This is a genomic window from Ruegeria sp. AM7, from assembly GCF_056535965.1.
The window spans coordinates 456,204-478,622 of the sequence record NZ_JBQFJE010000003.1 but is presented as its reverse complement, the minus strand read 5'-3'; the positions used below and the strand labels follow the sequence as shown (position 1 = coordinate 478,622).

Annotated in this window: 24 protein-coding genes and 1 riboswitch; of the genes, 14 read left to right on the top strand and 10 right to left on the bottom strand. The window is 57.4% G+C overall.

The features are described from left to right. Window positions 1–102: 102 nt before the first annotated feature. The 7 genes from metK to miaB form a co-directional block, all read right to left on the bottom strand. The gene (gene metK, locus ACR3EG_RS06085; RefSeq protein ID WP_480494171.1) at window positions 103–1,284 is read right to left on the bottom strand and encodes a methionine adenosyltransferase; all 1,182 of its coding nucleotides are present in this window, start codon (window positions 1,282–1,284) and stop codon (window positions 103–105) included. A gap of 5 nt (window positions 1,285–1,289) precedes the next feature. After that, a riboswitch (SAM-SAH riboswitch) is annotated at window positions 1,290–1,338 on the bottom strand. Between the two features lie 42 nt (window positions 1,339–1,380). Next, window positions 1,381–2,847, bottom strand: coding sequence for an apolipoprotein N-acyltransferase (gene lnt / locus ACR3EG_RS06080; RefSeq protein ID WP_480501690.1), 1,467 nt, complete (start codon window positions 2,845–2,847; stop codon window positions 1,381–1,383). Between the two features lie 26 nt (window positions 2,848–2,873). Next, window positions 2,874–3,761 (bottom strand): hemolysin family protein, encoded by an 888-nt coding sequence (locus tag ACR3EG_RS06075; RefSeq protein WP_480494167.1) that lies wholly within the window; start codon window positions 3,759–3,761, stop codon window positions 2,874–2,876. Between the two features lie 36 nt (window positions 3,762–3,797). After that, window positions 3,798–4,289: an rRNA maturation RNase YbeY gene (gene ybeY / locus ACR3EG_RS06070; protein WP_480494165.1), complete on the bottom strand. Its 492-nt coding sequence runs from the start codon at window positions 4,287–4,289 to the stop codon at window positions 3,798–3,800. A gap of 41 nt (window positions 4,290–4,330) precedes the next feature. Then, window positions 4,331–5,350 (bottom strand): PhoH family protein, encoded by a 1,020-nt coding sequence (locus ACR3EG_RS06065; protein WP_170354849.1) that lies wholly within the window; start codon window positions 5,348–5,350, stop codon window positions 4,331–4,333. A 159-nt stretch (window positions 5,351–5,509) separates the two neighbouring features. After that, window positions 5,510–6,262 carry an outer membrane protein gene (locus ACR3EG_RS06060; protein ID WP_480947276.1) on the bottom strand — a complete coding sequence of 251 codons (753 nt, stop codon included), beginning with the start codon at window positions 6,260–6,262 and terminating at the stop codon, window positions 5,510–5,512. A gap of 191 nt (window positions 6,263–6,453) precedes the next feature. Next, window positions 6,454–7,773, bottom strand: a complete 1,320-nt coding sequence (miaB, locus tag ACR3EG_RS06055) for a tRNA (N6-isopentenyl adenosine(37)-C2)-methylthiotransferase MiaB (protein ID WP_480494161.1) — start codon at window positions 7,771–7,773, stop codon at window positions 6,454–6,456. A 121-nt stretch (window positions 7,774–7,894) separates the two neighbouring features. Between miaB and ACR3EG_RS06050 the strand changes: the two genes are divergently transcribed. After that, the gene (locus tag ACR3EG_RS06050) at window positions 7,895–8,758 is read left to right on the top strand and encodes a hypothetical protein (protein ID WP_480597015.1); all 864 of its coding nucleotides are present in this window, start codon (window positions 7,895–7,897) and stop codon (window positions 8,756–8,758) included. A 68-nt stretch (window positions 8,759–8,826) separates the two neighbouring features. On the opposite strand, the gene ACR3EG_RS06045 is transcribed toward ACR3EG_RS06050, so the two are convergent. Then, complete coding sequence (locus ACR3EG_RS06045; RefSeq protein ID WP_480494157.1) at window positions 8,827–9,624, bottom strand: phytanoyl-CoA dioxygenase family protein; 798 nt, start codon at window positions 9,622–9,624, stop codon at window positions 8,827–8,829. 86 nt (window positions 9,625–9,710) lie between these two features. Between ACR3EG_RS06045 and ACR3EG_RS06040 the strand changes: the two genes are divergently transcribed. Continuing rightward, window positions 9,711–10,601: a LysR family transcriptional regulator gene (locus ACR3EG_RS06040; protein WP_480494155.1), complete on the top strand. Its 891-nt coding sequence runs from the start codon at window positions 9,711–9,713 to the stop codon at window positions 10,599–10,601. A gap of 2 nt (window positions 10,602–10,603) precedes the next feature. Here the strand turns inward: ACR3EG_RS06040 and irrA are convergent, their stop codons facing one another. Further along, a complete protein-coding gene (gene irrA / locus ACR3EG_RS06035; RefSeq protein ID WP_170354845.1) occupies window positions 10,604–11,020 on the bottom strand; it encodes an iron response transcriptional regulator IrrA in 417 nt (138 codons plus the stop codon). Between the two features lie 189 nt (window positions 11,021–11,209). Between irrA and fabA the strand changes: the two genes are divergently transcribed. From fabA to ACR3EG_RS06015, 4 genes are read left to right on the top strand one after another with little or no spacing between them, the layout of a single operon-like run. Continuing rightward, entirely contained in the window at window positions 11,210–11,719 is a 510-nt protein-coding gene (gene fabA / locus ACR3EG_RS06030; protein ID WP_170326986.1) for a bifunctional 3-hydroxydecanoyl-ACP dehydratase/trans-2-decenoyl-ACP isomerase, read from the top strand. A gap of 31 nt (window positions 11,720–11,750) precedes the next feature. Continuing rightward, the gene (fabB, locus tag ACR3EG_RS06025; protein WP_170753627.1) at window positions 11,751–12,980 is read left to right on the top strand and encodes a beta-ketoacyl-ACP synthase I; all 1,230 of its coding nucleotides are present in this window, start codon (window positions 11,751–11,753) and stop codon (window positions 12,978–12,980) included. Window positions 12,981–12,985: 5 nt separating this feature from the next. Beyond that, window positions 12,986–13,777, top strand: coding sequence for an enoyl-ACP reductase FabI (locus ACR3EG_RS06020; RefSeq protein WP_480494153.1), 792 nt, complete (start codon window positions 12,986–12,988; stop codon window positions 13,775–13,777). Window positions 13,778–13,836: 59 nt separating this feature from the next. Next, the gene (locus tag ACR3EG_RS06015) at window positions 13,837–14,028 is read left to right on the top strand and encodes a hypothetical protein (protein ID WP_480494151.1); all 192 of its coding nucleotides are present in this window, start codon (window positions 13,837–13,839) and stop codon (window positions 14,026–14,028) included. A 19-nt stretch (window positions 14,029–14,047) separates the two neighbouring features. Here ACR3EG_RS06015 and ACR3EG_RS06010 read toward each other — a convergent pair whose 3' ends face one another. Beyond that, window positions 14,048–14,476 (bottom strand): FKBP-type peptidyl-prolyl cis-trans isomerase, encoded by a 429-nt coding sequence (locus tag ACR3EG_RS06010; protein ID WP_480494149.1) that lies wholly within the window; start codon window positions 14,474–14,476, stop codon window positions 14,048–14,050. Window positions 14,477–14,602: 126 nt separating this feature from the next. On the opposite strand from ACR3EG_RS06010, the gene ACR3EG_RS06005 reads away from it, so the two are divergent. The 8 genes from ACR3EG_RS06005 (at window position 14,603) to ACR3EG_RS05970 (ending at window position 22,371) form a co-directional block, all read left to right on the top strand. Beyond that, the gene (locus tag ACR3EG_RS06005; protein WP_480494147.1) at window positions 14,603–15,289 is read left to right on the top strand and encodes a haloacid dehalogenase type II; all 687 of its coding nucleotides are present in this window, start codon (window positions 14,603–14,605) and stop codon (window positions 15,287–15,289) included. Further along, window positions 15,289–16,116, top strand: coding sequence for an alpha/beta fold hydrolase (locus tag ACR3EG_RS06000; protein ID WP_480494145.1), 828 nt, complete (start codon window positions 15,289–15,291; stop codon window positions 16,114–16,116). Before ACR3EG_RS06005 ends, ACR3EG_RS06000 begins: the two co-directional genes overlap by 1 nt. Further along, a complete protein-coding gene (locus ACR3EG_RS05995; RefSeq protein ID WP_480494143.1) occupies window positions 16,113–17,087 on the top strand; it encodes a threonine ammonia-lyase in 975 nt (324 codons plus the stop codon). The genes ACR3EG_RS06000 and ACR3EG_RS05995 overlap by 4 nt, the downstream gene beginning before the upstream one ends. Before the next feature lie 59 nt (window positions 17,088–17,146). After that, on the top strand, window positions 17,147–17,935 hold the full coding sequence (gene pcaD / locus ACR3EG_RS05990) for a 3-oxoadipate enol-lactonase (protein ID WP_480494141.1): 789 nt from the start codon (window positions 17,147–17,149) through the stop codon (window positions 17,933–17,935). Window positions 17,936–17,947: 12 nt separating this feature from the next. Beyond that, window positions 17,948–18,679 (top strand): alpha/beta fold hydrolase, encoded by a 732-nt coding sequence (locus ACR3EG_RS05985; protein WP_480494139.1) that lies wholly within the window; start codon window positions 17,948–17,950, stop codon window positions 18,677–18,679. Window positions 18,680–18,739: 60 nt separating this feature from the next. Next, a complete protein-coding gene (locus tag ACR3EG_RS05980; RefSeq protein WP_480494137.1) occupies window positions 18,740–19,939 on the top strand; it encodes a TCR/Tet family MFS transporter in 1,200 nt (399 codons plus the stop codon). A gap of 81 nt (window positions 19,940–20,020) precedes the next feature. Further along, window positions 20,021–21,115: a Zn-dependent alcohol dehydrogenase gene (locus ACR3EG_RS05975; protein WP_480494135.1), complete on the top strand. Its 1,095-nt coding sequence runs from the start codon at window positions 20,021–20,023 to the stop codon at window positions 21,113–21,115. 23 nt (window positions 21,116–21,138) lie between these two features. Then, complete coding sequence (locus tag ACR3EG_RS05970; RefSeq protein ID WP_480494133.1) at window positions 21,139–22,371, top strand: mandelate racemase/muconate lactonizing enzyme family protein; 1,233 nt, start codon at window positions 21,139–21,141, stop codon at window positions 22,369–22,371. The last annotated feature ends 48 nt before the right edge of the window (window positions 22,372–22,419 follow it).

The following is a 22,419-nucleotide window of genomic DNA, read 5'->3' as shown; positions in this document are numbered from 1 at the left end:
ACACCACAGACGCAAGAGGGCGGCCGGTCCGCTCAACAGACCCGCCGCCCCCCAAAACACCAGAATAGAGCGCGCCCGTCAGGGCGCACCTTTGGATACCGATCAGACCGCCGCTTTCAGCGCGTCCACAAGGTCGGTGCGTTCCCAGCTGAAACCGCCATCCGCATCGGGTTCACGGCCAAAGTGACCATAAGCTGCAGTGCGCTGGTAGATCGGCTTGTTCATCTGCAGATGTTCACGAATACCGCGCGGTGTCAGGTCCATCGCCTGTTCAACGGCCTTTTCGATTTCGGCGTCGGAAACCTGGCCTGTGCCATGGGTCTCGGCATAGATCGAAAGCGGCTTGGAAACACCAATCGCATAGCTCAGCTGAATGGTGCAGCGTTCCGCCATGCCGGCAGCGACTACGTTCTTGGCCAGATATCGCGCCGCATAGGCCGCCGAACGGTCCACCTTGGTCGGGTCTTTGCCCGAGAACGCACCGCCTCCATGAGGTGCGGCACCGCCATAGGTGTCGACGATAATTTTACGGCCGGTCAGGCCCGCATCCCCGTCGGGGCCGCCAATCACGAATTTGCCGGTTGGGTTCACGTGCCACTCGGTCTCGGCCGTCAGCCAGCCTTCAGGCAGGGTTTCGCGGATATAAGGCTCGACAATGGCGCGGATATCATCCGAGGACAGCGCCGCATCCAGATGCTGGGTCGACAACACGATCGAGCTGACGCCGACAGGTTTGCCATCGCGATAGATAACCGACAGCTGCGATTTGGCATCCGGGCCCAGCGCAGGCTCGGTACCGTTTTTGCGGACTTCGGCCAGACGGCGCAAGATCGCATGCGAATACTGGATCGGTGCGGGCATCAGCGCCGGGGTCTCGGTGGTGGCGTAACCGAACATGATCCCCTGGTCGCCCGCGCCTTCGTCCTTGTCGCCCGTGGCATCAACACCCTGAGCAATATGGGCAGATTGCTCGTGCAGCAGGTTTGTCACCTCGACGGTTTCGTGGTGGAACTTGTCCTGCTCGTAGCCAATATCCTTGATACAGGCGCGCGCGATCTCGTCGATGCGACCCATGTAATCATGCAATTTGTCCTGATCCGACAAACCGACTTCGCCACCGATGACAACCCGGTTGGTCGTGGCAAAGGTTTCACACGCCACGCGTGCTTCGGGTTCTTCGTTCAGAAATGCGTCGAGTACAGCATCCGAAATACGGTCGCAGACCTTATCGGGGTGCCCTTCGGAAACGGATTCCGAAGTAAAAGTATAGTTCTGTCGGGACATAAATGTGCTCCATTAAGATTTCCCCATCACGCCAGGAAGCCGTTGTGACGGGCATGCGAGGGGATACGCCCGCAAAAAGCCGGGGTCAATTGGTATTTATGCGCCGACCCGCCGAGCGTTGCGCCAAAGCAGCGCCGCCATCGCAACAAGCACAAGAAATACCGGATAGTCGCCGATCCGCGCATAAACAGTTCGTCCCAGAGGGGCCGGTAAAACCGCGTCGACGAATCCGGCTTCGCCCAAAGGCAGTGCCTTGGTGATCTGCCCAAGAGGGTCAATCATCGCCGAAACCCCGGTATTGGCGGCACGCATCATGGGCAAGCCTTGTTCAATCGCACGCATTTGCGCCTGAGCAAGGTGCTGATACGGCCCGGACCGAGTGCCAAACCAAGCATCATTGGTGATCTGCGTCAGGAAATCTGCGCGCCCCGGCGCGCCCAGAACATCCTGCGTGAAAACGGCCTCGTAACAGATCAGCGGCAGCGCAGCGCCAAGTTCGCCCAGGTCCATCAACGCAGGCCCCGCGCCCGCGCTAAACCCTTTTCCCGCGTTTGAAGCCAGCCCGTGAATACCGAACCGCGCCATCAGGTCGCCAAACGGCACGTATTCGCCAAAGGGCGTAAGGTGATGCTTGTCATATATATCCTGCACCTGACCCCGCGCATTCAGATGGATCATCGAATTGTAAATGCGCAGCCCGTCAAAGCGCAGGATCCCAAGTAAAACCGGCGTACCTTGCGCAGCATCAGATACGGCATCCAGAAACAGGCCCGCATCTTGCAACCGCGCAGTAACCGCGGTTTCCGGCCACACGATCAGATCAGGCCGGGGCTCGGCCGCCGTGAATTCAATCTGACGCGCAAAGTGCAAAGGGGCATAATCCCGATTCCATTTCTGATCCTGCGGCACGTTGGGCTGGATCAGACGCACGGTTTGGTCAGTATTCACAACATCAGGACGTGTGGCCGCATAGATTAATGCCAGACAGGCCGTGCCAAGCGTCACAGCCAACGGCAGACGAAACCCGACCCTCTGCGCCAGTCCCGCCCCCAAAGGCAGCGTTGCGAGCAATGTCAGCGCGCCCAGCCCGTAGGGTCCGATCACAGACAACAACTGGGCTATCGGAGTATCGACCCAAACTTGCGCCAGCCCTGCCCAAGGAAATCCCGTCAGGACATAACCACGCGCGCACTCGGCCAATGATACCAACACCGCAAGCAAAATTGCTTGCGACACGCCCGACGCGCCGGGCTTTCGCGCCACCCAGAACGACAGAGCCCAGAACAAGGCCAGCCCACCAGCCATAAACGCAAGCGCGAAGGGCGCCATCCAAGCGTGGCGCTGCGCGTCGACCAGAAACGGCTCAACAATCCAGCTGAGAGCGTGCGCAAAATACCCGGTGGCAAAGGCCCAGCCGATCCAGGCCGCGCGCGACCTGGAAGGCGCAGCTAAGAACAACGGCCCAAGACCAAGCAGCGCGGCCACAGTTGCAAACCAATAACCGAATGGCGCAAGCCCAAACGCTGCAATGGCGCCCAGAACCGCAGCCAAACCAAAAGTCACCCAGAATGGCCACCTCGCGGCAGGGTTCATACAACGAGATCCGGCAACATGACCCGCAGTCTTTTAATCCGGCGCGGATCGGCATCTATGACTTCGAACTCGGGCCCCTCGGGATGCAATACAACTTCGCCGCGGGCAGGAACGCGCCCCGAGAGCATGAAGACAAGCCCGCCCAGGGTATCGATTTCCTCTTCGTCGACATCCTCATGGCTGGTCAGGGAACGTCCGATCTCGGCCTCGAAATCCTCGAGCGGGACGCGGGCCTGAACGATATAGCAACCCGGCTTTTCCTGCAGCCAAAGCTGGCTCTCATCAGCGTCATGCTCATCCGCAATTTCGCCTACAACCTGTTCGATCAAATCCTCGATCGTTACCAAACCGTCGACGCCCCCATATTCGTCGATCACCAACGCCATGTGTCTGCGCTCGGTCTGCATTTTTGTCATCAGAACGCCGATTGGCATCGAGGGTGGCACGAACAGCAAAGTGCGTAACATCGAGATCAGGTCGAATGTGGATGAAGTTCCGTTAAACCCATGGGTCAGCGCGAAATCCTTGAGATGCACAAACCCTAAAGGCGTATCCAGAGTGCCGTCATAGACCGGGATACGTGACAGGCCGCTTTCGCGAAACACCTGCGCAAGTTCGTCCTTGGTTATGGTTGATGGGACCGACACGATTTCTGCTGTCGGGATCGCAACATCCTCGACTCGCATTCTGCGCAGATTGATCATGCCACGTGGTTGCGTTTTGTCGGCTTCATGCCCATTGGCGCCCGAAACCTGCTCATCATCTTGCGACGAGAATGCATCCACTATTCGAGAGAAAAACCCAGCTTTCTCTTTGGTGTTTTCTGTGCCTTCCTTTGGTTGCGCGCTTTGCGCTGCCATAGAACTGCCGTCTGTATCGCCCATTATCCCATTCCAAATGATCGGCCAAAATGGCCCGTATTAAACAGTATATGGGTCATCAATACCCATTTTGCCAAGTATCTCGACTTCGACCCCCTCCATCAAAGTGGCGTCCGGGTCACGGATGTGATCATATCCCAACAAATGCAACATTCCGTGAATGATCAGATGTGTGACATGATCATCCATGGTTTTTCCTGCCTCAGCCGCTTCACGCGCACAGGTGTCAAATGAGATCGCGATATCGCCCAAAGCTGTCTCTCCGGTAAAATCCGGGGTCGGAGACAACGGCGGCTGACCTGCAATGTCCGCGGCCAAATCTTCGGCAGGCCAACTCAGTACATTAGTCGCCGAGGGTTTTTCCCGAAATTCAGCGTTCAGATCCGCGATACGGACATCGTCGCAGGCCAACACGCTGATTTCACAATCTTCTTGAAGGTGGAAATGGTCCATTACCGCCTTAATAGCGCGGCGTGCCAAGGGCTCCAGCCCCTGCCAGCGAGTGTCTTCCACCGTCAGTTCAAGGTTCATGTCTGTCGTCCAAAGCCCCAGGCATCGTAGCCTGAAACCTCTCAGGTTTCACGGCCCGCGTCGGCCTCATACGCCTCGATGATCGCGGCGACAAGCGGATGGCGCACGACGTCTTTCGACGTGAAATAGTTGAAGCTGATATTCGGGATCGTCTTAAGCAACCGTTCCGCATCGGCCAGACCTGACTGAACCCCGCGCGGCAAATCCACCTGCGAGCGGTCACCGGTGATCACCATTCGGCTACCCTCGCCCAAACGCGTCAGGAACATCTTCATCTGCATAGTCGTGGCATTCTGTGCCTCGTCCAAGACAACAAACGCATTTGCCAAAGTTCGACCGCGCATAAAGGCCAGGGGCGCAATTTCGATTCGCTTTTCCTCGATCAGCTTGGCCAACTGTTTACCCGGAAGGAAATCATTCAACGCATCGTACAGCGGTTGCATATAAGGATCGACCTTGTCCTTCATGTCACCCGGCAGATAGCCCAGTTTTTCACCGGCTTCGACCGCAGGGCGGCTTAGGATTATACGGTCCACATGTCCGCCGATAAACATCGACACACCAACAGCGACAGCCAGATAGGTTTTGCCCGTACCCGCTGGCCCGATGCCAAAGGCCAGTTCATTGTTGAACAGCGACTGGACATAGGCCTTTTGGGCATCTGTGCGCGGTTCGACCAATTTCTTTCTGGTTTTGATCTCGACCGTTCCGCCCTTGAACATCTCAAGCTGATCACCTTCGCGACTTCCCGTTCCCTTCTCGGACCCGCCCATGCGCAATTCGCGATCCACGTCGGCGGCTTCGACATCCTTACCGGTTTCCAGCCTTGTATAAAGCGCCTGCAACACCTCGATCGCTTGTTTCTGGGCGTCTTCGTCGCCCATGACCACAAGCTGATTGCCACGGCGCACAATCTGCACCGAGAGTTTTTGTTCGATGTCGGTCAGATTACGGTCATATTCGCCGCACAAATCAATCAACAACCGGTTGTCGGGAAATTCAACAAACGCCTCACGCTGGGGCATTTCATCTTGCGGTGGGGTAAGAGCACCGATGGCCAATCCGTTCTCCTGTCTTGGCGTTTCTCCCCGAGCGTGACAACAATTGCCGGTGGGCGCAAGCCACAGATTCAAATTTTCGCAAACGAATGATAAAACCGCCGATTGCACTCGAGTATATCGAACCAACTTCAGGCCCAAAGGCCACCAGACTTAAGGAGGTCAGAAGGTGTAGTTCAAGCCAAACCGAAGACTGCGATACTCAGGCGTCGAACGAGTCGAAAACCCGCTGCCAAACTCAACATCCTTGCCCTCAAACTGAACATATTCGTATTCACCAGTGATCGACCAATCGTCGTTCAGGCTGTGCTCAGCTCCGATACTGACAGAAAAACCATTCCTGCTGTCGGATTCCTGGAAGGATTGGGCTGTCGAACCAAACGCAAGGCTGTTCGTCGTTTCGACATCTCCGCGAACATAACCAGCAGACACAAAATACAAAATACTGCCGCTTTTGTTCGTTAGGCCACTGCGAAACCGTACCGAAAGTATATCGGACACCTCAGAGCCGCCGGTAACAGACACGCCATTGACCGAGGTGGTGACTTCATCATCTATCGAGCCGAACTCGTACCCAATTTCTAGCCCATATACGTAATCGCGCCCACTTCGCGCAGGCAGCACTCCGCGCCAACCGGCGCGAACACCGCCGAATGACCCCTTCAGATCCAAGTCTCCAACGGAAAATGTGGCCCCGGGCGTTGCCAACCCAAACTCATCTGTTCCTCCGAGAGAATATCCACCGGTAACGCCCAGGTAAAATGCACTTATGTCGCCGTTAGAACGCTTGGGGTTGACTACTGGCGGATCGGTGAGACCAGGTTCTGGATTCCCGGCCAAAGCGCAGGACCCGAAGACAATGGAAGTAAGTAGCCCCCAGAACAGACGCAAACCAGAGCTTTTCAGAACCGTCAATTCAAACACTCGCACTCTCCGACATATCGACACACTGATCTGCCTAGGAGGCTAGAACTCCTGATACGTATGGAACCCTAGACCCCTAAAAAATCTAGCATTTCTCCGAGCATAGATCGAAGTCATAAATCAAGTGTTAATTTTCGGTTCAGAATCAGGCGTTGGTGTTTTCACCACAGTTTCAGCCAGGTTCAGAGCAGCTCGCCCGCAAGCGAATTTGCCCCCGACGCGGTGATGCGAACGTCGCGCAACTCACCCACTTCGACATTGGCCCCCGAGACGTGAACCGAATGAAGATACTCGGATTTTCCGACCATTTGGCCAGGCAGGCGACCGGGCTTCTCGAACAGAACACGGACATTCCGGCCAACCATCCCATCCTGAATTTCGCGCTGATGACGGGTGATCACAGCCTGCAGGCGCTGTAGGCGGTCATCCGCCACCTCAGGATCAACCTGAGACCGCTCGGCCGCCGGCGTTCCCGGACGGGTCGAATACTTGAACGAATACGCGTACCCGTACCTCACCTGCTCCACCAGATCCAACGTGGCCTGAAAATCCGCGTCGGTCTCCTCGGGGAAGCCTACGATGAAGTCGCCCGACATCATGATATCGGGCCGTGCTTCACGGATGCGTTCGATCAGGCGCAGATAGCTGTCAGCCGTGTGGCTGCGATTCATCCGTTTCAGAATCCGGTCCGAGCCCGACTGAACCGGCAGGTGCAAATAGGGCATCAACTTGTCGCAGGTTCCGTGCGCTTCGATCAGATCATCGGCCATGTCGTTGGGGTGCGACGTGGTGAAACGGATACGCTCCAGCCCGTCAACTTTATTCAATTCCCAGATCAGCCCGGCCAGCGTCATATCACCGTTAGGTCCGGCCCCATGATAGGCGTTGACGTTCTGACCCAGCAAAGTGATTTCGCGCACGCCGCGTTCGACCAGATCCTGCGCCTCGCGGATGATGCGATCCGCCGGGCGGCTGACTTCGGCTCCGCGGGTATAGGGCACAACGCAGAAGGCACAGAATTTGTCGCAACCTTCCTGAACGGTCAAAAACGCCGTCGGGCCACGCTTGGCTTTGGGTCGGTTCTTGAGCTTTTCGAACTTGTCTTCCTCGGGGAAATCGGTGTCCAGAGCCTTGGCTCCCTCGCGGGTCTTGGCTTCCATCTCGGGCAGACGGTGATAGCTTTGCGGGCCGACCACCAGATCGACCAGAGGCTGACGGCGCATGATCTCTTCGCCCTCGGCCTGCGCGACACAGCCCGCCACCCCGATCTTCAGATCAGGTTTTTCCGCCTTCAGACCTTTGAAGCGACCCAACTCGGAATAGACCTTTTCAGCCGCCTTTTCCCGGATATGGCAGGTATTCAACAGTATCATATCCGCGTCATCGGGACTTTTGGTCTCTACATATCCCTGACCGCCCAGCGTTTCGGCCATACGCTCGCTGTCATAGACGTTCATCTGGCAACCATAGGTCTTGATGTACAGCTTTTTGGGTTCCGACATGGGTAGGGCCTTTTGCGTTCGCGGGATCGGCGTCATCTATACCTTACGAACGCCGCTTGCAATGCCCGCGCGATTACCCGATTTTGGCCCGAAACACCAGCAAGACGAGCGCGAACAGGCCATGCAGTACGACTCTGTAAACTCTTTCCTGCAATCCGGCACGGATGCGCTGAAAAAGGGGCCGATTGCCCTGATCTTTGCCGAGGACGATGTCGAACTCGAAAGCACAATTCGGCATCACCTGAAACTTGGGTTTACCAATCTGATCGCATTCATGCCCGCAGAATTCACACTGCCGGAGGAATTGACAAAACGTATTCACCGGGTTGCGTTGACCTGCGCACCGCGGACCGTCGTTTTCGACACGATTAACAAGGTGATTGAAGCCGCTCCATCCAATTGGATGTATTACTGCTACAACGCCGAATACCTGTTCTTCCCCTTCTGCGAGACCCGCGCCATCGGTGAGATGCTAGCCTTTCACACCGAAGAACGCCGCGATGCGATGTTGACCCATGTGGTCGATCTGTATGCCGATGACCTTACGGCTTTCCCCAACGGAGTGGCTCCGGATCGTGCTATGCTGGACCGCATTGGATACTATGCCCACACTCGCCACACTCCTGACGGTAGACCGCTAGAGCGCCAGTTGGACATGTCCGGTGGGTTGCGCTGGAGGTTCGAAGACCACATCCCCTATGAACGCCGCCGTATCGACAGGATTGGCCTGTTCAAGCCCCGCAAAAACCTGCGCCTTTTGCCCGATCACACCTTTAACGAACCAGAATATAACACGTATTCTTGCCCCTGGCACCACAACCTGACCGCAGCGATCTGCTCATTCCGTGCGGCTAAAGCACTGAAATCAAACGCCGGGTCGACCTTCGACATCCCAAGCTTCAAGTGGCGGAACTCGGTCGCGTTCGAATGGAACTCGACCCAATTGCTGGATTTGGGCCTGATCGAATCCGGTCAGTGGTTCTGACCCAACCTTCATCTGGCCAAAAGTATCCCTGGAGAGGTGCGGCCCCGCCGCGCCGGGGGCAGAGCCCCCTATCGTGGCCACACCATCGGAAACCAATCCTCACGCAGACGCTGCCCGGGCACCATGTCATGGCCCGGAAACGGCGGTGAGGTTCGACCGGGTCGCTCTACATAGCGCGCGTCATCGCCCACCAGACGCAGTGAAAACGCACGACGGCGGCTGTCAGAGTGATTCCCGCGCGCGCCGTGCAGCGTGTGATAGTTGAACGCTACCGCGTCACCTGGCTGCATCTCGAACTCGACCACGCGCATCCCTTCAGCATCCGGGTCAGGGACAGGAATGTATTGGCCCTCATCGGGAAAGAACCCTTCTTCGGACACCCAGCGAGTCGGTAGAACCTCTTTCTCCCACTGGTGCGATCCGGCCACGCAGCGCAAGGTCGCTTTTGTCACCGGATCAAGCGGCGACCAGAAACTGATCGTCTGCTGACCTTCAACAAAATAATACGGCCCATCCTGATGCCACGGCGTTGTCATCGAGGTGCCCGGTTCCTTCACTAGAACGTGGTCGTGAAACATCTGAACAGTTTGTGACTGCATCAGATCGGCGGCAACCTCAGCTGCCGGAGAATTGTGGATCACATCTTGAAACTGTTCGACCCTCGTCCAATTGCAATAATCGTCAAAAAACAGTCCGGTCTCGCCCTGTTTCTTATTGTCCGAAGCGTATGGGCCAGGCTCAGCCATGTTCGCCGCAACCCCATCGCGCAAGGTTTCCACATAATCGGCAAACAGTCTCCGGATCAGAACAACACCGTCGCGCTGATAGGTGTCGATCATGTCTTGCGTCACAAGGGGATGGGTCATGTCAGTCTCCGTGCCGATTGCGTTGTGATCTGCGCATGGCATTGGTCTCTGTTCAAGTAATATCTTTTGAAGCTAAATATAAAGTCATGTTATACCTTTCACTTAGACAATACGAATATGTCTGCGCCATTGGACGATACGGCGGCCTGTCCGCGGCAGCCCAACATCTGAATGTTTCGCAACCGGCTTTGTCCAACGCGCTAACACGGGTCGAAGACCAGCTGGGGTACCCGCTATTCACACGAAAGCGCGGTGCTGCGATGACCCTGACCCCGCAAGGGCGCTCATTCATCGAACAGGCCGAGACATTGCTGTCGCGCGCCGCGAAACTGGAAAACGCAACCTCCACGGGGCCTGCAGCGGCTCGTTTGCGATTGGGATGTTTCGACGATCTTGCCCCCTTCCTGCTCGCCCGCGCCTTGCGCCTGTTGCGAGAGGGCCTTCCGGATGTCCATGTGACGTACCGGGTAGATAATTTCCAAGGTTTAATCTCAGGCTTAGTTCAGGGTGACATCGACTTTGCGATTACCTATGGGCTGACGCTGGATGCCGGGTTCACGACCAAGTCGCTCTGCATCACATGCCCGAACGCGGTGATGTCTCCGGATCATCCGCTTGCGGAGCACCGGCATCTATCGTTGAAGGAAATCGCGGCGTATCCCTTGATCCTGTCGGACGAAGGACTTTCTGCCCAACATTTTCTGACTTTGTTTCGCAAAGCGGGACAGACACCCAATGTCGCACACCGCGCCGCGTCACTTGAAATCCAACGCAGCCTGGCCGCAAACAATGAAGGAGTCGCTATGACCTATGCGAATATCCCCGCTGCAGTTAGCTACGATGGGATGCCACTGGTTAGTCGACCTGTCACCGATGATTTCGCAGCCGAGCCCGTCGTGCTCGCACGGCATGGGACGGGTCCAATGGACACCCTCTTGGACAGAGCGCAAGATATCCTGTCGGAATTAACGACGTAAGGTTACTTCTTTCGCAACCGGATCACGACATCGACCGAAGCGATCTCGACCCCTTCGGGTGCTTCGGGCAGGCGCTGGATCACAAGCTGTTCGGATGGTGCATCACTCAGACGCCCTTCATCCTCCCAGAAAAAATGCGGGTGATCATGCGTGTTGGTGTCGAAATAGCTTTTCGACCCGTCGACGGTGATTTCCTGCAGAACGCCCGCGTCGCAGAATGCCCGCAGAGTGTTGTATACAGTCGCTAAAGACACGGCATCGCCGTTCTTTTTAGCTGATTCAAACAGACTTTCCGCCGTCACATGACGGTGCTTTCCGTCCCCGACCAAAAGTTCGGCCAGGGCCACACGCTGACGCGTCGGGCGCAGTCCCGCGTGAACCAACCAGTTCGTGGCTATGCTCTGGCTTTCAGGTGTCATGAATCCGATACCGTTTTGTTGCTGAAGTATATATAGGTGCTGAAGTCAGGTAATTTCAAATGAAATTCATTCGCAAAGAACGGACAGAACACCGCATGATGTTGGCCACCGCTCTTGCAGGACCTTGCATACGGGTGCTAGACGAGGCCAGATTGAATGAACAGACCCCTGGCAGGAGAGGCGGCAAGAATGGCCCAATTCCCGAGCAGCTTTGACAAGGACGATCTGCTGAAATGCGCCCGTGGCGAATTATTCGGCCCCGGCAATGCGCAATTGCCTGCCCCGCCGATGCTGATGATGGACCGGATCACCGATATCTCGGCCGATGGTGGCGCGCATGGCAAAGGTCATGTGTTGGCTGAATTCGACATTACTCCGGACCTGTGGTTCTTTGACTGCCACTTCCCCGGAAACCCGATCATGCCCGGCTGTTTGGGGCTGGATGGACTGTGGCAGCTGACCGGCTTTAACCTTGGCTGGCGCGGCTGGCAGGGGCGTGGCATGGCTGTTGGCGTGGGCGAGGTCAAGCTGACCGGCATGGTCCGCCCCGACCGCAAGATGCTGACTTACAAAATTGATTTCAAAAAAGCGATCCAGACGCGCCGCCTGACCATGGGTGTGGCGGATGGCATCGTCGAAGCGGACGGTGAAATGATTTACGACGTCAAGGACATGAAAGTCGTCCTGTCCGAAGCCTGAGCCTGATCGGCCCGAAATAAGGAGCACGCATATGCGTCGAGTAGTTGTCACCGGTTTGGGGATTGTCTCCTCCATCGGGAACAATGCCCAAGAGGTTCTGGCCTCACTCAAAGCTGGCAAGTCCGGCATTGAGGCCAACGACCAGATGGTCGAACACGGTTTCCGCAGCCAGATTGCCGGCTCGCTGAAGATCGACGTGACCGAGCATGTGGACAAGCGCACCTTGCGTTTCATGGGTCCCGGAGCGGCTTATGCGCATATCGCGATGAGCCAGGCGATCGCAGATTCCGGTCTGACCGAAGATCAGGTGGTGAACCCGCGCACAGGTCTGGTGGCAGGCTCGGGTGGCCCCTCGACCAGCGCCATGCTGACTGCACATCAAACCGTGCTGAAGAACGGCGCGACCAAGCGGATCGGGCCGTTCGCGGTGCCGAAATGCATGTGTTCGACGATTTCGGCCAACCTTGCGACGGCGTTCAAGATCAAAGGCATCAACTACTCGATCACCTCAGCGTGCTCGACCTCGCTGCATTGCATCGGCAACGCGGCGGAACAGATCATGCTGGGCAAGCAGGACGTGATGTTTGCAGGCGGCGGCGAAGAGCTGGACTGGACACTGTCCTGCCTGTTCGACGCGATGGGCGCGATGTCGTCCAAATATAACGACACGCCCGACAAAGCCTCGCGCGCCTTTGACCAGAACCGCGATGGCTTCGTGATTTCCGGTGGCGGCGGCATCGTCGTGCTGGAAGATCTGGATCACGCATTGGCGCGCGGTGCCAAGATCTATGCCGAAGTGACCGGCTATGCCGCCACCTCGGACGGGCATGACATGGTGGCCCCCTCGGGTGAAGGCGGCGAGCGCGCGATGCGTCTGGCCCTGTCCACCCTGCCCGAAGGCCGTAAGGTTGGATACATCAACGCCCACGGAACCTCGACCCCGGTCGGCGATGTGGGCGAGGTTGAAGCCGTGCGCCGCATCTTTGGTGAAGGCAACGTGCCGCCGATTTCGTCAACCAAGTCGATGACCGGACACGCGCAAGGTGCCGCAGGCGCATTGGAGGCGATCTTCTGCCTGCTGATGCTGGACAATGATTTCATTACACCGTCGATCAATGTCGAAACGCTCGCCGAAGGCATCCAGCCCGGTGAAATTGCAACGCAAGTCGTTGAAAATGCGGGACTCGACTCGGTGATGACCAACAGCTTTGGCTTTGGCGGCACCAACGGATCCATGGTTCTTTCAAAGTATAACGGGTGAATGTGATGTCGGATCTTCTTAAAGGCAAACGCGGCCTTATCATGGGCGTGGCCAATGACCGCTCGATCGCGTGGGGCATCGCCAAGGCCATGCACGAAGCGGGCGCCGAACTGGCTTTCACCTATCAGGGCGAAGCATTCGGAAAGCGGCTGGAGCCCTTGGCGCAAAGCCTCGGCAGCGACTTCATGGTCGACGCGGATGTGACCGACGACGAATCTCTGGATCGCGCTTTTGACGAACTGGCCCAGCGTTGGCCAACGATTGATTTCGTGGTCCACGCAATCGCCTATTCGGACAAGTCGGAACTGACTGGCCGGTTCCTGAACACAACGCGGGCGAACTTTAAACATTCGATGGATGTTTCGGCCTACTCCTTTATCGAGGTCGCCCGCCGCGCCTATCCCATGATGAAGGACAATGGTGGCACTTTGCTGACGCTGACCTATCAGGGCTCAAACCGCGTGGTTCCGAACTACAACGTGATGGGTGTGGCCAAAGCGGCGCTGGAATCGGCGACGCGTTATCTGGCCAATGATCTAGGCCCCGAAGGCATTCGTGTGAACGCCATCTCGCCCGGTCCGATGAAAACACTGGCCGGTGCGGCCATCGGTGGCGCACGCAAGACCTACAAGTTCTGCGACCAGAACGCGCCCATGCGCTCGAACGCGACGCTGGAGGCCGTAGGCGGTACTGCTGTGTACTTGGCATCAGAAGCCGGAGCCTGCACCTCGGGCGAGATTATCAAGGTAGATGGCGGGTTCCACGTACTGGGCATGCCGCAGCCAGACTTCATGTGACCCGAGTTTTCCTTGCCGGTGCCAAGATTTGACCATCATTCACCGGCAAGACTGTCAGCATGAGCAAAGCTGATCACATCGTCGCAAGTAATGCACGCACCTCGCGGGCTCGTCGCAAGTCGGGTTTTTTGGGTGCGCGCGGACGGGTTGCCTTACTGGGCCTCACCACGCTTCTGATGCTATTTGTGTTGTACACACAGCCGCAGGTTCGAGCTGAATTTGAAAGCTGGACCAGCCTGATTACAGGCTGATCCTCTCTTCTACGATCGGTCAGTTGACCGAAACAACCTCGACGTCGAAAATCAGATCCTGACCAGCCAATGGATGATTTGCATCCAACGTCACTGTCGCGTCGTCAGCCTCGACCACGGTAACCGGCAGCACCTGACCTTCGGGCGTCTGCATCTGCAGTTGTGATCCTGGTGTCAGGGGGATGTCATCCGGGATACCTTCGCGCGGGATGCTTTGCCGCATTTCTGGATTAATCGGCCCATAGGCATCAACGCAGGCGATCTCGACTCGCTTCTTTTCGCCAACCGTCAGACCCGGCATCGCACTGTCGAGACCCGGGATGATCTGGCCTGATCCCACCACGAACTCCAACGGGTCGCGCCCGTCCGAACTGTCAAAGACGTTTCCGTCCAACAGCGTACCGGTGTAGTGAATGCGAACAGTGTCGCCCTGTTTGATTGCGGTCATTCTGGCCTCCGGCCGTTAAAGAGTTGAACGGCCAACCCTAGGGGCTGACACGTCATTGTAAACCCTTCCCCCTTTTAAGCGACCATCTGTTGTGCAAACCTGCGCCGGATGGATGGAGGGGACACAATGCCGATCACAACATGCGTTTTCGACGCCTATGGCACGCTTTTTGATGTCGCCGCTGCGGCGCGACAGGCCGCGGCAGAACCGGGCTTTGAATCATTGCAGGAAAAGTGGCCCGATCTGGCGAACTACTGGCGTCTGAAACAGTTGCAATACACATGGCTGCGCGCCGTTGCCGACGCGCATGCTGATTTCTGGGACGTCACCCAAGATGGGTTGGACTGGGCGCTGGAGGCCACTGGTCTGCACGGCAACGCGACTTTGCGACAGCGCTTGCTGGACCTGTATTGGGAATTGCAGGCTTACCCCGAGGTTCCCGCCATGCTAGCCGCCCTGAAAGCTGGCGGCCTTCAGACTGCAATACTGTCGAACGGCTCCCCTCCGATGCTGGACGGAGCGGTCCAATCGGCCGGCATCGGCGATGTACTGGACGATGTTCTGTCGGTCGAAAGTGTCGGCGTCTTCAAACCGCATTCCAAAGTCTATGATCTGGTTCAACAACGTTTTGGATGCGCGCGGGATGAGGTTCTGTTTGTCAGTTCAAACGGGTGGGACGCCGCGGGGGCCAGCGGGTACGGCTTCGTGACCACTTGGGTCAACCGGGCACAGGAGCCGATGGATCGCTTGCCATGGAAACCTGCGCATGTACTGTCCGACCTGACGACAATTCCCCAAATCGCAGGACTGTAATGCCCTTTTTCACGACCTCTGACGGCAAGAAACTATATTTCGAAGACACCGGGTCCGGCGCGCCTGTTTTCTGTCTTGCAGGGCTGACCCGTAACACGCAGGATTTTTCGTTTCTGGCACCACACATGACCGATCATCGAATGATCGCAATGGATTACCGGGGGCGTGGACAATCGGACTATGACCCCGACCATGGCAACTACAACGTCTTGCGCGAAGCGCATGACGCCATTGAATTGCTGGATCACCTTGGTCTTGAGCAGGTATCAGTGATCGGAACGTCACGCGGGGGTCTGATCGCCATGGCACTGGCTGCCAGCCACCCGGAGCGTCTGGCCGCAGTTGTGCTTAACGATATTGGCCCTGTCATCGATACATCGGGTATCGCCAAGATCATGGACTATGTCGGCAAACAACCCGTATCAAAGACCTATGACGATGCGGCGCGTGCCCTGCAGCATATGATGGACGCCCATTTCCCCGGTGTTCCCCTGCAAAGGTGGCGACAAATGGCTGAGTTCCAGAACGAGGAAACCCCGCAAGGTTTGAAACTGCGCTATGACCCAAGCCTGCGCACCGCTCTTCTGGATCAGGCAGCGGCAGGCGCGATACCGGACATGTGGCTGTTCTTTGAAGCTCTGCGGAACATCCCGACTGGTGTTATTCGCGGCGAAAACTCGGACGTGCTGAGCGAACAGACCTTGGCCGAGATGCATGATCGACATCCGGGGCTGGTCTCTGTCTCGGCTCCAGACCGGGGCCATGCGCCTTTTCTGGATGAACCTGAATCGCTTGATCTGATCCGAAAAACACTGGACGCCCTATGAGCACATTGCAAATGATCGAAGCCGCCGCCGAACGGCTGAAAGGACATGTGCGGGAAACGCCGCTGCTATCCTCTCCGTTCATTGATGAACTTGCCGGCCGTCGGGTTCTGGTTAAACCCGAATGCCTGCAGCACACGGGCAGTTTCAAGTTTCGAGGGGCTTGGTCGGCCATCTCCGCATTGGGTGAAGCCGAGCGCCAGAGCGGTGTGATCGCCTATTCGTCGGGCAACCACGCACAGGGGGTAGCTTATGCCGCCGCGCAACACGGCATATCCTCGGTCATCATCATGCCCTCGGACGCGCCGCAGTTAAAAATCAACAACACCCGCGCTTTGGGCGGAGAAGTGGTGTTGTACGATCGCGCCAATGAAAGCCGTGAAGAGATCGGCGAAGCCCTTGCAGCCGAGCGTGGCTTGACGCTGATCCGACCCTATGACGAACCACAGGTTATAGCGGGCCAGGGCACTACGGGATTAGAGATCGCCCGGCAAGCCACTGCCCTCGGCGTCACCCAAGCCGACGTTCTTGTCTGCTGCGGCGGAGGCGGGCTGACGTCTGGAATCGCGCTAGCATTGGAGGGTCACGCGCCGGGGCTTCGCCCCCGCCCGTGTGAGCCCGAAGGGTTTGACGATGTGAAACGCTCATTGGCGACCGGGCATATTCAGGCGAACAAGGCGACATCCGGCAATCTTTGCGATGCGATCCTGACACCGCAGCCCGGCGACCTTACCTTTCCCATCCTGAACCGTTTGTGCGGTCCGGGCCTTTCGGTCACGGAAGAGGAAGCCCTTCGCGCCATGGCCCAAGCGTTTTTGCGATTGAAAATAGTGTTGGAGCCCGGCGGCGCTGTGTCGTTGGCGGCCGCTTTGTACCGTGGCGCCGAAATTGAAGGCGACACGGTTATCGTAGTGGCATCTGGCGGCAACGCTGACCCGGAAGTCTTTGGAAAAGCGCTGGAATTCCTGACCTGACAACACAGGACCGATAAGGCAGGGTACTGGCTTAACGTATGACGAATGGGGATTGTGTCATGCAAATTGCAGATTTCGGGGACATAAAGCTCCATTACCGTGAGGATGGCGATCCAAGCGGGGCACCGGTCGTGTTCGCCAACTCGCTGGGCACGGATATGCGGCTTTGGGACGCCGTGTTGCCTCATCTGCCGGCCGGGCTTCGCCTGATCCGGTATGACAAACGGGGGCACGGGCTGTCTTCGGCACCACCCGCTCCGTATTCTATGGGGGCGCTGGTTCGGGATGCAGAATCCCTGCTGGATCACCTCGAAATCCGGGACTGTGTGTTCGTGGGCCTTTCGATTGGCGGGCTGATCGCACAAGGCTTGGCCGTTAAACGGTTGGACTTGATCCGGGGGTTGGTCTTGTCGAACACCGCGGCCAAAATCGGCACCCCAGCGATGTGGAACCAACGTATGGACGCAATTCGTGAAGGTGGGATCGAAGCGCTGGCAGACGCCACAATGGAACGCTGGTTCTCAAAAGCCTTTCGGGCGACGCCAGATCACCTGTTGTGGCGCAACATGATGGCGCGACAACCCGAGGACGGATACTTGGGATGTTGCGCGGCGATTTCAGGCACAGATTTTTATACGCCAACCAGCGGCTTAAGATTGCCTACATTGGGCATTGCCGGCAGCGAGGATGGCTCAACTCCGCCTGATCTGGTACGAGAAACCATTGATCTTGTCCCCGGCTCTCGTTTTGAACTGATGCGTCGAGCCGGGCATCTGCCCTGTGTCGAGCAACCCCAGGAATACGCAGCGATTCTAAGCCGTTTCCTGGCGGATATCGGGCATATCTGAAGGAGAACAGCATTGGCAGATTTCCTTTTAGTCCATGGCTCATGCCACGGTGCGTGGTGCTGGCGCGATCTGATCCCCGAACTTGCCGCCTTGGGGCATACGGCACGCGCAATCGACATGCCTAGCCACGGTGCTGATCCGACACCGGTTTCCGAGGTCACATTGCAGGGATGCCGCGACGCGGTACTCAAGGCGTGTTCGCCGCAGACGATTGTCGTCGGACATTCATGGGGCGGCTACCCGATCAGCGCCGCAGCCGAGGCCCAACCGAATGGGATGCGCGCCTTGGTCTATTTGTGCGCCTACCTTCCCAAAAACGGGATGTCGATGATCGAGATGCGCCGGCAGTCCCCTCGTCAGACCATCGGAGATGCGGTGGATAAATCGGCAGATGGTCTATCCTACACGGTCAAGCCCGAGCGGGTTCAGGATCTGTTTTATCACGACTGCCCGGCTGAAACCGTACCCTATGCGCTTTCGCGGCTATGTGCTCAGGCCATTGCGCCGCAAGATACGCCCCTGCCGCTCAGCGATGCATTCGCGCGCGTATCCAAGGCTTATATCCAAGCCACCGAAGACCGCACGATCCCGCCCGAGTATCAAAAGCAGATGAGTTTCGGTGTTCCCGAAGCCATGCGGCATAGCATCGACAGCTCTCACTCTCCGTTCTTTTCCCATCCGGGTCTGCTGGCTGAAATATTGGACAGTATCGCAAGTGACTTGCCCCACGAGAGCGGGGCGTAAGCCACTTTTCAGTGATAAACTCTATGGCTAGAGTGCCGGAGTATTCACTCAGCGGTTTCCATGCGTCTTCCCTTTCTCTTTGTCCTGCTCACAGTCATGATCGACGCAATGGGCATTGGGCTGGTTCTGCCGATCATGCCCGAACTCATCGTCGAAGTTCAGGGCGGTACGCTGGCCAGTGCAGCAGTTTGGGGAGGTGTTCTCAGCACTGCATTTGCGGCAATGCAATTCGTCTTCGGCCCCATCCTCGGCAATCTTTCAGACGCCTACGGGCGCAGGGCAGTTCTGCTGGTGTCACTGTTCGTTATGTCGTTGGACTATGTGGTGATGGCATTGGCGGGTAGTATTTGGCTGCTTTTGGTTGGGCGGATTGTTGGCGGAGTCACAGCGGCCACCCACGCCACTGCAGCAGCCTTTATGGCAGATGTTTCCAAACCCGCAGAAAAGGCGGCCAATTTCGGTCTGCTCGGCGCAGCTTTCGGCGTCGGGTTCGTTTTGGGCCCCGTGATCGGCGGCCTGCTGAGCGAATACGGGACCCGTGCCCCCTTCTGGGCGGCCGCTGCATTGTCATTGGTGACCTTTGCAATTGGTCTTTTCGTAATGCCCGAATCCGTGACCGACAAAACGCGCAGAGCTTTCAATCTGCGCCGCGCAAACCCGATCAATTCCCTCCGCGCCATTGCGGGATTGCCCGGCATTCGCCCGATGCTGTGGGTCTATTTCCTCTATTCGATCTCAATTTACGTATACCCTGCCATCTGGGCTTATTTCACCACCGAAAGGTTTGGGTGGTCCCCCCAGATGATCGGCTTGTCCCTTGGCGTTTATGGAATTGGCATGGCCGCCGTTCAAGGCGGGTTGATCCGGCCAGCTAGCCGATATCTGGGCGAAAGAGGAACTATCATCTACGGCATGGTCATCGAGATTATCAGCTTCGCTATTCTGGCGTTTTTGACAAGTGGTCTGATCGCATTGCTGCTGATCCCTCTCACCGCGTTGGGTGCGGTTGTGACCCCCGCCTTGCAAGCGATGATGTCCAAGGCTACGCCGGACAGCCAGCAAGGCGAGTTGCAGGGCGTCCTTACCTCACTGCATGCCCTATCGATGGTGATTTCCCCCTTGCTGATGACCAGCGTCTTTGCGCAGTTTGCCAGACCAGATACGGGACTTTATCTGCCGGGTGCCCCTTTCCTGCTGGCCATGGTCTTGATGGTCGTCGGCTTTGCAGCCTTTCTGAAAGCAAAACCCAAAAAAGTGTAACAGCGACACCGCTGTGACGGATTCCACCTTGCAGCCTGCAATCCGGCGCGCCACCGTGGCCCAAAGGAAATGAGGGAAGAGATGCAAACAATCAAAGCCGCCGTCTGCCGGGCCTTCGGTGACCCCTTGATCATCGAGGACATCCAAATCGCGCCACCTCAAACGGGCGAGGTCGAAGTTACTCTGGACGCGGTCGCGATCTGCCACTCGGATATATCCTACGCAAGCGGTGCCTGGGGTGGGTTCCTGCCTGCCGTTTATGGGCACGAGGCCGCGGGCGTCATTACTGCGGTTGGTCCGGCAGCTGGGGACTTTGCCATCGGCGATCCGGTTGTCGTCACCCTCATCCGCGCCTGCGGATCCTGCCCGTCTTGTGCAGGTGGCAACCCAACGATTTGCGAAACGCCATATGACACTGTTAAAGGGCCGTTGCGCACGGCTGATGGTGGACCGCTGGAACAGGCCATGGCTTGCGGTGCCTTTGCCGAAAAAGTTGTGGTCAGCCACCGTCAGATCGTGAAAATCCCGTCAGACATGCCCAAGGATGTAGCCAGCCTATTGTCCTGCGGTGTGATCACCGGCGTGGGTGCCGCGGTGAACGCCGCCGGTTTGCGCGCAGGGCAGGACGTGGTCGTGATCGGCGCTGGCGGCGTGGGACTAAACGCCATTCAAGGCGCGCGTATCGCCGGAGCGCGGCGCATTGTGGCCGTCGATATGACCGAAGATAAGTTGGACATCGCTGCAGAGTTCGGTGCGACGCATGGCGTCTTGGCGACATCGAAGTCACCATGGAAGGACGCCTACAAAGCCTTGGGCGGGCGTGGGGCCGACGCCGTGCTGATCACGGTAGGCGCCATCCCAGCCTACGATCAGGCACCCCGCTATCTTGGACCCGGTGGGAAGGCTGTCATGATCGGGATGCCTCATTCAGGTGATCAGTCAAGCTATGAACCCGTTATCCTTGCAGCGCTTGGGCAAGGCCTGATCGGATCGAAAATGGGCGACGTGGTCATACAGCGCGATATTCCCTGGATGATTGACTTGTATGAACAGGGGCGGCTGAAGCTGGACGAGCTGATCTCGGGCCGGTGGTCGTTGTCGCAGATCAACGAGGCGATCGAAGACACCAAAACCGGCTCGGCCAAGCGAAACGTGATCATGTTCAACAAAGCCTGAGGCAATCGACCGGAGGAGACGCCATGAAGCTGCAGGACCTCGACATCATTGTGACCGCTCCGCCGGCACCCGGTTGGGGCGGGCGCTATTGGATATTGGTCAAAGTCACGACCGACACAGGCATAACCGGTTGGGGCGAATGCTATGCTTCATCTGTAGGCCCTGATGCTATGCGCCATGTCATTCGGGACGTCTTTGAGCGTCACATGCAAGGCGAAAATCCCGAAAACATCGAGCTTATGTTCCGACGTGCCTATTCCAGCGGCTTTACACAACGACCTGATCTGACAGTCATGGGCGCGTTTTCGGGGCTTGAGATCGCGTGCTGGGACATTCTGGGCAAAGATCGCGACCGTCCCGTCTACGCTCTGCTGGGCGGGCTGGTGAATGATCGGATCCGCGCCTATACCTATCTGTACCCCCTACCCCAGCATAATCTTAACGACTTTTGGACCGCACCTGATCAGGCAGCTGAATGCGCTGCTGAAATGGTCCGGCGCGGCTTTACAGCGGTCAAGTTCGACCCTGCCGGGCCTTATACAATACGCGGCGGGCATATGCCTGCAATGTCCGATATCTCGATGTCTGTCGCCTTCTGCAAGGCCATCCGTGAGGCCGTGGGCGACAAGGCAGATCTGCTGTTCGGCACCCATGGCCAATTCAATACCGCCGGTGCGATCCGCCTGGGTCAGGCGCTAGAGCCATATTCGCCACTTTGGTTCGAAGAACCCACACCCCCCGACATGATCGAGGACATGGCCCGCGTTGCCCGCAATGTCCGAATTCCTGTGGCAACAGGCGAACGGATGACCACGAAGGCCGAGTTCGGAGCCGTCCTGCGCGCAGGCGCAGCCGAGATTCTTCAACCTGCACTGGGCCGCGCCGGTGGCATCTGGGAAATGAAGAAAGTCGCTGCCATGGCCGAGGTCTTTAACGTACAAATGGCTCCGCACTTATACGCGGGGCCGGTGGAATGGGCTGCGAATATTCATCTGGCGGCTTCGATCCCAAATCTGCTTTTGCTGGAAACGATCGAGACCCCATTTCACGACGCCCTGATCAAAAGCACGTTGCGCGTTGAAAACGGCTTTGTAACGGCACCTACGGCCGCAGGGCTGGGCATCGATGTCGACGAGGACCTGGCGCGGACGCATCCTTTCACGGGTGACGGATTACACCTTCAGATGCAGGAAGAGCCCTGCAATTACGTCGACGGCAATGCGTTTCAGGGCGGTGCCCCTGCAACCGAGGGGTGACAAACTGCTGCGGTTTGAGGCATATTACCTTGACCCCCTATCGCAAGC